A 12621-nucleotide genomic window follows, 5' to 3' on the forward strand; every position below is an offset into this window, starting at 1 on the left:
ATTATTGATATTGCTTTTTAAATACTTCTTTATATCATTTAACAAACTTATCTCTAAATGAAAGAAGTGTTTCATTTTCTTTTCTTAATATTATGCTGTATTTTACAGCATGTTTCTTTTTTACTAAGTAAACTTCTCATTTTACAGAAGGAGCTGGATCATATACATCAGTTTGGTGATAATGTATAAAAGTTTCATGATGACCTGTTATTAATGTTATGTTAGTTCTATTATTATCATATATTGGGATTATATAACCAGCTCCATCGGAAAACCTATCCCTACGTACAGTAGTTATAACTACATTATAGTTATCTAAAATATTATAAACATCTTTATTATCTAAATATAATTCTTCAAAAAGTTTTTTAATCTTTTCAGCATCATTATAATCACTAAATTGGTTTAACTCTTTAAATCTATTTATTATATACATATTAAAATCCTCTTTTGAAGTTATCATATATGAATCTTTAGCTAAATAATTTTCAGGATTTTTTGGTTGCAATGATTTATCTAAAAAATTCTCATTGAAAGTATCTAAATCTTTTTGTTTATATTCTATTTTTAGTGTATATTGATCTTCTTTTAATCATTCTTTAGGAGCAAAGACTGCAATTTTGGTAAAGTTTTGATATACTGGATAAATAATTTTGTATATTTCTTTTATTTGATTAATTAATTCTTCTTTAGTTGTTTGTTTTGGTTTTTCTATCTTATCATTTGATGTTGGTTTAGAAATATTTTGATTTGAATTTTTATTTTCTTTATCTGCCACAATATTTTGCTTTAAATTTGGTTCTTGTGTAGCTACTGGTTCATCTTTGTCTTGCTTTATTTCTATTGGTTTAGTAGGTTCTTTAGTTCTACCTTGTTCCTTTGCATTACATGCAAAGGTGAATAAAGGTGTTAAAATTGAGCTACATAACAAAATTTTCTTAATAATCTTCATTTTCTGTTTCAAAACCAGGATTTAATAATAATTTAAGTTCATAATCATTATTAACTGGTATATTTACTACTTGATTATCTTCAGTTAAAGCAGTTGTTATACCTTGTCCACGAATCTCAAACTTATTAGTACTTAAATTATCATATCAATCTTTTATAACAATTTGTTTTAAAGTTTTAGGAACAAAGAAAGCAGATATCCCTGAAAAACCTATAAAAAGTCAAAATAATGATTTTAATTTCTTTGGCATAAAAATCTCCTTATTAAATTTATCTAAAATATATTTAATTGTTTAAATAACATTAAAAATTCTATATATAAATTATAACATAATTTAAAGTGTTAATTAATGTGGTTAAATTATGACCTATCTTTTTAACAATAAATAAACACCAAATACTCAAAAAATACTTTAGTTAAAGAAAATAATGTTAAACAAGAAATAGTGCGTCATTTTGTAACTGGTAAAAAAGGGGCAAAGACTTTTAAAGTCTCCCCAATTTTGAGAATGCTAAAGATGAATGATGGTTTCAAGAGAACAACAATACTTTTACTAAAGTAATTAGTTCTAATAGAAATACAAATAGTAATCCTGTTTATTATTTATTAAGTAAGAATAATAAGAATTATAATATTTTAAGATTAAAAGCGATTGTTACTATGACAATTTTAGAAAATGAATCTGAAGATAATAAAAATCACGTTGATCAAAATCTTGAAATAGATAAAGATAAATCAGGTAAAAATTTTGCTGATAAAACTAAATTAAATTATGTTGTTGATAATGGTGCTAATAATGAAGCAAATAGCCTTGAACAATGAGAAAAAGTTGCCTTAGATCTTGAGAATAAATTAGTCTTTTATAAAGCTAATCAAACTCCTATAACACAATCACAAAGTGATTATACCACCAACACAGAAGCAGTTGAAGTAGAATGATCAAAAGTAGAACTTTATGTAAGAACATCTGGTTCAAATAAAAATTTTGGAAATGATAAACAACCTAACCACTCAATTCCTAAAGAATTTAAGCTTTTTTATTCTCGAGATGTAATGCATGAGCCATAGTATTAAATCAAACACCCTCTATGATATTGATTTCACTCAAGCTAATCATGTTGATAACCCTAGAAGTTTTGTTAATATGGCATCAAGTGCAGCACTTACCAAACTTCAACTACCTTCTAAAATTAGAAAGATAGAAATATAATTAGGATAACAAACAAGATTACAGCTTTTGCCTTTGAATTCAGACCATGCCTTTGTGGAAGTTAAATTCTTTAGTCCTAGCGCAGAGCATAATCCATATAAAAAATGTTTGGGTAGTTCCAAACATTTTTTCCTTAAATTATAAATTATTGATATTGCTTTTTAAATACTTCTTTATATCATTTAACAAACTTATCTCTAAATGAAAGAAGTGTTTCATTTTCTTTTCTTCATATTGTTTTATATTCTATAACATAATTTTTATTAACTAAGAAAACTTCTCATTTTATCGGTTCTATTTCAAGTGCATCCATATTTCAAACTGATTCGGGAATTAGCTCATGGCCACTAATTGAAGTTATATCTGTTTTATTATTTTGGTATATCGGGATTATATAGCCAGCACCTTGTAAATATTTATAAGGGCTTACAGTAGTTATAACTACATTATAGTTATCTAAAATATTATAAACATCTTTATTTTCTAAATATAATTCTTCAAAAAGTTTTTTAATTTTTTGATCATCAAAAAACTCATCAAAAGGATTTAATTCTTTAAATCTGTTGACAATATAAGTGTCAAATTCCTCTTTTGAAGTTATTATATATGAATCTTGAGCTAAAAAATTTTCAGGATTTTTTGGTTGCAATGATTTATCTAAAAAATTATCGTTGAAAGTATCTAAATATTTTAAATGGTATTCATCTTTTAAATATAATTGATCTTCTTTTAATCATTCTTTAGGGGCGAAGACTGCAATTTTGGTAAACTTTTGATATGCTGGATAAATAATTTTGTATATTTCTTTTATTTGACTAATTAATTCTTCTTCAGTTGATTGTTTTAGTTTTTCTATCTTATCATTTGATGTTGGTTTAGCAATATTTTGATTTGAATTTTTATTTTCTTTATCTGCCACAATATTTTGCTTTAAATTTGGTTCTTGTGTAGCTACTGGTTCATCTTTGTCTTGCTTTATTTCTATTGGTTTAGTAGGTTCTTTAGTTCTACCTTGTTCATTTGCATTACATGCAAAGGTGAATAAAGGTGTTAAAATTGAGCTACATAACAAAATTTTCTTAATAATCTTCATTTCGTACCACATGTGTCAGTGCAACTATATCATCAACAGAATTTGCAAAAGAATTTTTCGATACTTTAGTAACTATATATCTGTAACTTCCCGATTCGGTAATCTTATGTTCTATTAACTCATCATTAGTTAAAATAGTATAAACGCCTTTAACTGTAATTCAAGCACCATTCTCATCTTTCTTTTGTAAGATTAAATCATAATCAGTAAACCATCTATCATTTTGACGTTTCTTAGCTTCTTCTTGTTTAAGTCATAAGTCTTCTTTATGAGTTTTAGGATTGAAATAATCTAAGCCATCTACAGATTGCCTAGATTCGCTAGAAATAGACCAACTAAAACGATTTAACTTATTTTCTCAATAGCTATTATTTTGCAATGAATAATATGATAACATTGGGTTTACTTTTAAAATACCCGCATTGAACATTCATGAACTAGAAATTTTAATAGTTTGACCTTTACGTAATTTAAGTTCATCGCTTCTTAAAATAATTTGACTTGCTTCAGTTGGACTAATTGTTTTAACTTGGTAGTTATTTGCGGCTTCAAGCATTGTTTTAAAATCCGGTGTTCCAGCTCCAAATTTTTGCTCATAACCACTTGTTTTATAGCTTAACCCAGTTAGTTTAGGACTAACAGCTGATGCTGATAAAATTGCTTTTACAATTGCAACTCTGTTGTTAGAATTTCTTATATCTGATTTATATTTCATTAAATTAGAAATTAGTCCTGTAACAACTGGTGCAGCATAGCTTGTGCCTCAAGAATACTTATTATTTTCATAAACTGGGTTATAGAAATATGCAGGTGCAACAACTAACGGTTTAGATATATTGCTAAATTCATCTAATAATTGATAGTTAGAATAATTTGCAACTTTATTAGATCTTAAATTTTGCTTGGTAGCATTATTTTCTAGTGCCCCTACAATTATAGAATTAAAAGATAATTTATAATCACTAATTAAATGGCGATTGTTGTTACCATAATTTCCAGACGAAAAAACATTTATCACACCATATTTACGTGATACATAATCAAGAAAATAAGCATTTTCATTATAGTTTGAAAAATAATTTGGATTATCAATTTCGTTTCCATTCATATTTACTAACATTAGTGGGCCATAACTATGATTTATTAATCTTATGCCGTCTTCTTTAATCATTTTCTGGATCGTTTTATTCCAATGTCCATCTCTGTGGTTACTTGTGTATAAGTATACCTTAGAAGATCTATCTATACCATATTCTCCTGCAGTAATTAGTGAAACTATTGTAGAGTGAGAATTTTTTCTGTCTTTAATATAAGCATTAATATCATTTATTTCTATCCCATTTTTAAAATATTTCTCGTAATTTCTATCAAAGTTATTAGTTCAATATTCTAAAATTCCAACTTTACCAACATAATTATTATTGAAATAATTAGTTGCATTAACTATTGAGGCATTTTTATTTGATGAGTCAATAAATTTTTGCAAGTATAAATCCATAAAACTTTCATAATTTTTATTTTTATAAATTGTTGGATCAAAGTTACGAGACATTAATTCATATGGTATTGGATCTAGAAGTTCACGTGGTGGATCAAGTCGATTTACTTCAAATTTATTAACTTTATTCTCAAAAATAATAAATTTCTCAATTTCATTTCAACTTTTTATTGAATTAACAAAACTTTCCCGGTGCTTTTCTGTTTCAAAATAGAACCAGACCATTGGGAATATTTCGCTAGTTTCAAATGATTTATATCTCAAATCATTTATTTTAACTTTATTTATAAAATTATGATTAAACTTAGTTATTAAATCTTCATTTTGAGTTTCAAAACCAGGATTTAATAATAATTTAAGTTCATAATCATTATTAACTGGTATATTTACTACTTGATTATCTTCAGATAAAGCAGCTGCTATACCTTGTCCACGAATCTCAAACTTATTAGTACTTAAATTATCATATCAATCTTTTATAACAATTTGTTTTAAAGTTTTAGGAACAAAGAAAGCAGATATCCCTGAAAAACTTATAAAAAGTCAAAATAATGATTTTAATTTCTTTGGCATAAAATCTCCTTATTAAATTTATCTAAAAATATATTTAATTGTTTAAATAGCATTAAAAATTCTATATATAAATTATAACATAATTTAAAGTGTTAATTAATGTGGTTAAATTATGACCTATCTTTTTCACAATAATTAAACACCAAATACTCAAAAAATACTTTAGTTAAAGAAAATGATGTTAAACAAGAAATAGTGCGTCATTTTGTAACTGGTAAAAAAGGGGCCACCACTTTATCTAGTTTACCTGCTTATGATAATTCTAAACAAGATTGGTGAAAAGTTGATACTACTACTAAAATTACTGGTAATAGTAAGAATGATAGTAGTAGTAACACTAATACTGTTACCTATCATTTAGTTGAAAGAAATTCAAATGCTACTTATGAACAATCACGCATTAAAGCAATTGCTACAATGACTTTAATTGATGCTGATTCTACTAGAACTAATGGTTCAAACCATGTTGATCGAAATCCTGACATGATTCAAAACCTTAAAGTAGATAAAGAAAGATCAGGTAAAAATTTCACTTTTGAAGGGACTGCAAAAGCAAGCAAAAATCTAAATGTTTTAACAGATAATAATCTTGATCAACAAAATAGAATCGAACAATGAGAACATGTTGGGTTAGATCTTGATAATAAATTAGTCTTTTATAAAACTAATCCAACTGCCGCTACACAAGTTACAACACAATCAGATAGCCAATCTACCACCAACGACACTGAAGCAGTTGAAGCAGAATGATCAAAAGTAGAACTTTATGTAAGAACATCTGGGTCGAATAAAAATTTCGGAAATGGTAAACAACCTAACCACTCAATTCCTAAAGAATTTAAGCTTTTTTATTCTCAAGATGGAGAGCAATGAACCCCAGTATTAAATCAAACACACCGCTTTGATACTGATTTTATTCAAGCTAATGCTATTGATAAAGATTCTGGTTATATTAATATTCATGATTCATCCGTTGGAAACCAAAATTCAACTACCTTCCAAGAGTCAAAAGCTAGAAATATAATTAGGGTAACAAATAACATCACCGCCTTTGCCATTGAATTTAAACCAGTTAAAGCTAAATATATGAAAGTTGAATGAGTATCGCAAAAAAATACTTTAACTAGTGAAACTGCAAGAACTAACAGTTTTACTGATAATAATCATTATTTTTTACCGCATAATAATAATCTTCCAATGGGTTCAACTGAATGACAATCATACTTTAAATCAAATGCACCAGAAGAGAAAAAATCAAAAGTAACAGGTGATTTAGACCATGCAGTTGTCGAAGTTAAATTCTTTAGTCCTAGCGCAGAGCATAATCCATATAAAAAATGTTTGGATAGTTCCAAACATTTTTTATGCTTTTTAATTAAAAAAATAAACTTGGTTTTTGGTTCTTTTTGTATATATAAGTTAAACTAAATTTTGAATGTCTATTTTCAAATATTCCTTGCAGTTTCTTTAAAACTTCAACTTGTTTATCTTCAGTAATCTCAATTACTTTCTTTTGATATTTATATAAATTAATATTTTTGCTTAAAGTGGTTTTAGCAATCTTATAAAATTTATCTAAATGTAGTTTTAAATCCGGATAATCTTTTGATTCAAAAAGTCTTATAAGATTTTGACATGTTGTGTCAAAACAAATTGTGCCAAAGATTACTTCATCTTTTAAGTCTACTAAAGAAATTAATAATTCACAAGGTCTTTTAGCATATTTCTTAATACCATCTTGTAAATTTCTTTTTGGTTTGTAAATTCTAAACATTTCAATTCTGTGCATTAATGCTCCATTCACTTATTTAATAAAGAAATTTATCTTTCTGAACAAAAAACGAACTATTGAAATCTAAAACGAAAATTTTGTAGTATAATAAAAAAATAATATATTAAAAACAAAGCGAGGAATTATGATTAATGTTAACGAATTTAAACCAGGAATCACATTCCAAGACGAAGGTGAGATCTTTGTAGTCTTAGAAGCACAACACTCAAAACAAGGTCGTGGCCAAGCCAATGTTAAAGCCAAGGTTAAAAACCTTCGCACTGGATCAACTACCATTAAATCCTATACTGGTGGTGATAAAGTAAAACCTGCTCATATTGATAAACGTAAAATGGATTATTTATATAGCGATGGACAAAATATAATTTTAATGGATAAAGAAACATATGAACAAATTGAAATCTCACTCAAACGTGTTGAGTGAGAAATTAATTTCCTAAAAGAAGGAATGGAAGTACAAATCCGTAAGTTCCAAGACGAAGTCTTAGACATTGAACTTTCAGCCAACGTTTCTTTAACAGTTACTAATGCTCCAGATGCAGTTAAAGGAAATACTACAACTAATCCACAAAAAAAAGTTATTGTAGAAACTGGCTTTGAATTAGACACACCAATGTTTATCAAAGAAGGTGATCTTATTATAATTTCTACTGAAACTGGAAAATACGTTGGGAAAAGTAATAAATAATGCAAGAATGAATTAATGTTAAATATCATTCTAACCAAGTTTACATGGTTAGTAAATCAGCCATCAATGATGTTGTAACAAATACCATTAAAGCAACTAAATATTTTAAAATGCTCTCTTCATCATCTATTAAAGTTGATGAAGATCATAATGAGCTTCAAGTTATTTTAGATTTAAAAATTAGTAAAAATAAACTTGATGCACAAGCTAGTTTAATTAAAGAACTAGTTAGTTCACTACAAAACCAGATTAAGAAATTAATTATTAAAAAACCTAAAAATATCCAAGTTGTATTGTTAGGTACTTTCTAATGAAACAAAGCAATCAAGCACATGACTATGCAATCTTAAGATTGCTTTTTTTACGAGAAATTGAAGCTGAGCTTAAAAAGTTTTCCAAAAAGAAATATTTAAATGCAAAAAAACAAAAATACCAAGACTTACTTTTAAAATTACAAAAACAATTACAACAATTCCAAATCCATAATAACGATTTAAAAATTAATAAACTAGCTTTTGATAAAATTAAAAGAGAACAAATTATTAGTAAGTTAAAATGGTATTTTATCGCAGGACTTTTAGTGTTTTTATTAACAATTGGGATTGTGATTTATTTAGTCTAAACTGAAAATATCTGGCTTTAATGCCAGATATTTTATTTAATTTGCTTAATTTTCACGTTACTTAAATACTTGTTGGTTTTTTCTAGATTGCCAACATGGAAACTATTAACAGTCCCCATTGCTCCAGCGCTAGCAAAGCTAAAAGCTAGTTTTGGGTCATTAGTTTCTAGATATTTTGCACTAAATAATGAGATCATGCTATCTCCAGCTCCAGTAGCCGAAACTACTTCAAGGGGTTTAAGTACAGTAGCTTTAAAGATTTGTTTTTTATCAGTTAATAAATAAGCTCCATCCTTATCCATTGAAACAATAATATTTTGAGCTCCAAAACTTTGAAGATTTTCCATTGCTTTAATTAAATCTTTTTCACTATGAATTGTTAAATTGAAATTTCTTGTTAATTCATCAAAATTAGGTTTAATTAAAAATGGTTTAAAGGCTAAAAAGTCTTTTAAATTAGCTGAGTCAATATCTAATAAAAATTGGGTATTATTTTTAAATAAAATTGTTAAAATTTCAGTTAAAAAACTTTCATCACTTAAGCCCATAATCATAACTAAATCGTTTTTATTAAGTCTTGAAAGCTTAGTTAAAATTGCTTGTTTAATTTCATTAGTTAACTTAGTTTTAGGTCCATTTAGTTCAAAGCTATTTAGATTGCCATAATACTTAATATTAATTCTAGTTAATTCAGGATGATTAATATTTTCAATTTTCAAGTTTTCTTTGTTAAAAAATTCTTGAAAATTATTAAAAGTATTTAAGTCAAATAAACTGAAAGCAATGTTATCAAAATTATGGCGCTTTAAAATAATTGAAGCATTAATACCTTTACCACCAGGTAAAAGTTGATAATTTTGGTAACGGTTAACTTTTTCTAAAGAGAATTCTTCAGATTTGATTAATAAATCTGAAGATGGAGAGAGTGTTAAAGTATAAATCACGTTTATTTTGCTCTTTTTAATCTAAGTCAATTAGGGTGTTTTTGGTTGAGTTTACTAAAGAAAATAATTGCTCCAGCTTGTGCCATTGCTCCTGCTAGAATCGCTAAAATCCAAAAGACAATACCCATTCCAACTTGAGTTCCAAAGTCACTAAATAAATTACTTCTTGCTAAAAATCCTACGAAAATTCCACCATGTGGAGCAATAATATTTACTCCTAATGATTCTGATAAAATTCCCGCTACTGCTCCACCAATTACGTTTGATGGAACTAATACTTTAGGATTTTTTGAAGTATAAGGAATTGCTCCTTCAGAAATAAATGAAATACCAAAAAGAATATTTGAATATTTACCTGAGTTAATTTCTTCTTTAGTTCAAAGTTTTTTACTTATAAACATTGATAGTGCAATTCCAAGTGGTGGAACCATACCGGCAGCCATTACAGCGGCCATTGAGACACTTGATTTTCCACCAGCAATAGTTAAAGTTCCAAAGATATAAGCAGCCTTATTAACTGGCCCACCCAAGTCAATTGCCATCATAGCACCTAGGATTAAGCCTAAAATTCAAGCAAGTTTAGGATTTGCTTCAAATAATCCAAGGAATAACACTAATCCTAAGTTAACAAAGATTAGTGCAATATTTGCAACTCAAAATAGTATTGCAATAGTTAAGGTTCCAAGCAATGGAATAAATAAAATATTTTTAATCCCTTGCATGGTTTGAGGAAGTTTGCCAAAAATATATTTTGAGAAAACTATTACCATTGCAGCAGCAAAAAATGCTCCTAAAATTCCTCCGATAAATCCCGATCCAGTGCCAGCAAAAGCTTCTGGATTAGCAACGTTCGAAGCTTTTATAGCTCCATTTAAAAAGCCATAAGTTGAACTTAATTGGCCACTAGCTATTGCACCAACAACAAAGCCTGGTAATAATCCTTGCCGTCCAACTAAAGCATAAGTGATATAAGCTGCTAAAATTGGTACAGCTAAGTTAAGTCCAATTTTACCTAAGTCAAACACAATTTTGGATATTGGTGCATTAAATCCAAAATTACTTAAAAACACTGGTGAATTAATATCAGTTTTATTAATTCCTCCGATAATAATGTCTAATAAAAATCCAATTGCTAATAAAATTCCACCAAAGACAATAAATGGAAGCATGTGAGAAATACCTGACATTAAAGCACGTCTTAGTTTTCCAACAAAACCATCAAAAGACATTTCAGCAAATGATTCATCATTTGCTTTGCCTACTTTAACTTTAGTTCCTTTATTAGCTAATACTTGTTCAATTTGTTCTTTAGTTTTATAAATTGCTTTTTGTGTTGAAATTTCTAATACGTTTGTAGCATTAGCAAATTTACTTTTTTCAATTTCCCTGTCAGTTGCCAAAATAATTCCTTTAGCATTAGCAATATCTTTTGTGGTTAAGGCATTTTTCACCCCTTCAGCACCTTGGGTTTCAACTTTAATACGTAAATTCATTTTTTTAGCTTGCTCAAATAACTTTTCTTTCGCTAAAAAAGTATGAGCAATTCCAGTAGGGCAAGCGGTAACTGCAACAATATCATATGTTCCTTCTTGTCCTTCTGTTTCAGCAACATCCTTAGTTTCAAAAGCATCAAATAAGTCTAAAAATTCTTCACTAGTTTTAACTTTATCTAAACTAGCGATAAATTCAGGTTTTAAAAGTAATGATGATAATTGTTGCATTATTTCAATATGACCTGATTCTCTTTGGTTTTTTGATAAAGCAATTCCAAAGATATATTTAACTGGTTTTTGATCTAAAGCATTTCAGTCTAAATTATTTACCCTTGCAAATAATAATGTACTTTGCTTCATCGCCTCATCTCCAAGATGAGGCATTGCAATAAAATCACCAATTCCAGTTGAACTTTGTTTTTCACGAGCTAAAAATAGTTCATAGATTTTTGATGAATCTATTGCATAATTTTTAGATACAAGTTCATTAGCAAAAAACTTTAAAACTTCGTCCTTAGAAATAAAGTTTTGATCTAAATAAATTGTATCTTTATTTTTAAATAATGATTTAATATTCATAAGTCCTTTCGTTGTATCTATTTATATTATATTATAATATAACTTCAAGTTTGTAATTTATCTTAAAAAACATGGAAATAATTCCATATTTTGTTTTTTAATTTTTCTGTTATAATATTTGTTACAATTTTATAAAGGAGCAGACTATGGAGTTAGAAAAATATACTGCGGCTTACTTTTCGACTACCAAAGAAATTTTAGCCAAAGAAAAACCAGATAATGTTATCGTCATGCAATTTTTCCAACGTAAAGATGATTGTATCCTTGGAGGAATTAATGATGTATTAGCTTTGCTTGAAGCTAATACTGATACTAGCAAATATTCAATTAAATATCTTCCGGAAGGAAGCAAAATAAATAATTTAGATATTGTTTTAGAACTTGAAGGCCATTACCATGATTTTGGTCTTTGAGAAGGAGTAATTGATGGAATTTTAAGCCGCTATTCATCAATAGCTTCAAATGCTGCTAGGTGTGTTAGAGCTGCAAGAGGTAAAGAAATTATTTTTATGGGTGATAGAGCTGATCATTATATTAACCAAGAAATTGATGGTAAAGCTGCAAGGCTTGGTGGCATTAAGTTAGTTTCTACTTTGGCTCAAAAAACAAGTGATTTAGTTGTGGATGAAAATTTATTTGGCAGTATGCCTCATGTCTTAATCCAAGGATTTAATGGTGATGTAGTAGCAGCTGCAAAAGCTTTTTTAAAAACTTTTCCAAATCGCAAATTAATTGCTTTAGTTGATTATAATAATAATGTAATTCAAGATTCGCTCAAACTTTGAAATACATTAGGTAACAAAGTTTGAGGAGTACGAGTCGATACTTCAAAAAATATGTCAGACCATATGTTTGATCACCAAAAACCTCAATATGGTGTTAATCCTGAACAAATTACTAGACTTAGAAATGTTTTAGATCAAGCTGGTGCAAAGCAATGAAAAATTGTAGTTTCATCTGGTTTTAATGAAACTAAGATTAAAGAATTTGAAGAACTACATGTTCCAGTTGATTATTATGGAGTAGGTCAAAGTATTTTTAAACTAACCCACACATTTTCTGCTGATGCTACTTTTTTAAATGGCAATCCCGAAGCTAAAGAAGGTCGTAAATATCGTTTTAATCCTAAATTAATTAAATATCAAAAATAAAAAAAGTATTTGCACTAAATACAAAT

14 protein-coding genes are annotated in these 12621 nt (G+C 27.6%); 7 read left to right on the plus strand and 7 right to left on the minus strand.

From position 1 onward, the window contains the following. Position 1: 1 nt before the first annotated feature. The gene (locus tag EXC44_RS01350) at positions 2-952 is read right to left on the minus strand and encodes a hypothetical protein (RefSeq protein ID WP_129621248.1); all 951 of its coding nucleotides are present in this window, start codon (positions 950-952) and stop codon (positions 2-4) included. Beyond that, positions 939-1202, minus strand: coding sequence for a hypothetical protein (locus EXC44_RS01355; RefSeq protein WP_129621251.1), 264 nt, complete (start codon positions 1200-1202; stop codon positions 939-941). Before EXC44_RS01355 ends, EXC44_RS01350 begins: the two co-directional genes overlap by 14 nt. 410 nt (positions 1203-1612) lie before the next feature. Between EXC44_RS01355 and EXC44_RS01360 the strand changes: the two genes are divergently transcribed. Both EXC44_RS01360 and EXC44_RS03900 read left to right on the plus strand, forming a co-directional pair. Further along, positions 1613-2020, plus strand: a complete 408-nt coding sequence (locus EXC44_RS01360) for a hypothetical protein (RefSeq protein WP_129621254.1) — start codon at positions 1613-1615, stop codon at positions 2018-2020. Beyond that, positions 2010-2162 carry a hypothetical protein gene (locus EXC44_RS03900; protein WP_165001835.1) on the plus strand — a complete coding sequence of 51 codons (153 nt, stop codon included), beginning with the start codon at positions 2010-2012 and terminating at the stop codon, positions 2160-2162. Before EXC44_RS01360 ends, EXC44_RS03900 begins: the two co-directional genes overlap by 11 nt. A gap of 145 nt (positions 2163-2307) precedes the next feature. On the opposite strand, the gene EXC44_RS01365 is transcribed toward EXC44_RS03900, so the two are convergent. After that, the gene (locus EXC44_RS01365; RefSeq protein ID WP_129621257.1) at positions 2308-3255 is read right to left on the minus strand and encodes a hypothetical protein; all 948 of its coding nucleotides are present in this window, start codon (positions 3253-3255) and stop codon (positions 2308-2310) included. After that, complete coding sequence (locus EXC44_RS01370; RefSeq protein ID WP_129621260.1) at positions 3242-5326, minus strand: S8 family serine peptidase; 2085 nt, start codon at positions 5324-5326, stop codon at positions 3242-3244. Before EXC44_RS01370 ends, EXC44_RS01365 begins: the two co-directional genes overlap by 14 nt. Positions 5327-5521: 195 nt before the next feature. On the opposite strand from EXC44_RS01370, the gene EXC44_RS01375 reads away from it, so the two are divergent. Next, positions 5522-6754 carry a hypothetical protein gene (locus EXC44_RS01375; RefSeq protein ID WP_129621263.1) on the plus strand — a complete coding sequence of 411 codons (1233 nt, stop codon included), beginning with the start codon at positions 5522-5524 and terminating at the stop codon, positions 6752-6754. Here the strand turns inward: EXC44_RS01375 and EXC44_RS01380 are convergent. Then, the gene (locus EXC44_RS01380; protein ID WP_120160864.1) at positions 6702-7115 is read right to left on the minus strand and encodes a hypothetical protein; all 414 of its coding nucleotides are present in this window, start codon (positions 7113-7115) and stop codon (positions 6702-6704) included. The genes EXC44_RS01375 and EXC44_RS01380 overlap by 53 nt on opposite strands. A 127-nt stretch (positions 7116-7242) precedes the next feature. On the opposite strand from EXC44_RS01380, the gene efp reads away from it, so the two are divergent. From efp to EXC44_RS01395, 3 genes are read left to right on the plus strand one after another with little or no spacing between them, the layout of a single operon-like run. Then, complete coding sequence (efp, locus tag EXC44_RS01385; protein ID WP_120160862.1) at positions 7243-7806, plus strand: elongation factor P; 564 nt, start codon at positions 7243-7245, stop codon at positions 7804-7806. Next, positions 7806-8117 carry an MMB_0454 family protein gene (locus tag EXC44_RS01390; protein WP_129621266.1) on the plus strand — a complete coding sequence of 104 codons (312 nt, stop codon included), beginning with the start codon at positions 7806-7808 and terminating at the stop codon, positions 8115-8117. Before efp ends, EXC44_RS01390 begins: the two co-directional genes overlap by 1 nt. Next, a complete protein-coding gene (locus tag EXC44_RS01395; RefSeq protein WP_129621269.1) occupies positions 8117-8428 on the plus strand; it encodes a hypothetical protein in 312 nt (103 codons plus the stop codon). Before EXC44_RS01390 ends, EXC44_RS01395 begins: the two co-directional genes overlap by 1 nt. Positions 8429-8460: 32 nt before the next feature. Here EXC44_RS01395 and EXC44_RS01400 read toward each other — a convergent pair whose 3' ends face one another. Together EXC44_RS01400 and EXC44_RS01405 are read right to left on the minus strand one after the other, a co-directional pair. Next, positions 8461-9372 (minus strand): 1-phosphofructokinase, encoded by a 912-nt coding sequence (locus EXC44_RS01400; protein WP_129621272.1) that lies wholly within the window; start codon positions 9370-9372, stop codon positions 8461-8463. Between the two features lie 2 nt (positions 9373-9374). Next, positions 9375-11444, minus strand: a complete 2070-nt coding sequence (locus EXC44_RS01405; RefSeq protein ID WP_129621275.1) for a PTS fructose transporter subunit IIABC — start codon at positions 11442-11444, stop codon at positions 9375-9377. Between the two features lie 131 nt (positions 11445-11575). Between EXC44_RS01405 and EXC44_RS01410 the strand changes: the two genes are divergently transcribed. Then, positions 11576-12595 (plus strand): nicotinate phosphoribosyltransferase, encoded by a 1020-nt coding sequence (locus EXC44_RS01410; protein ID WP_268811786.1) that lies wholly within the window; start codon positions 11576-11578, stop codon positions 12593-12595. The last annotated feature ends 26 nt before the right edge of the window (positions 12596-12621 follow it).

It is taken from the genome of Mycoplasmopsis bovirhinis (assembly GCF_900660515.1).
GTDB classification, from domain to species: domain Bacteria; phylum Bacillota_I; class Bacilli_A; order Mycoplasmatales; family Metamycoplasmataceae; genus Mycoplasmopsis; species Mycoplasmopsis bovirhinis.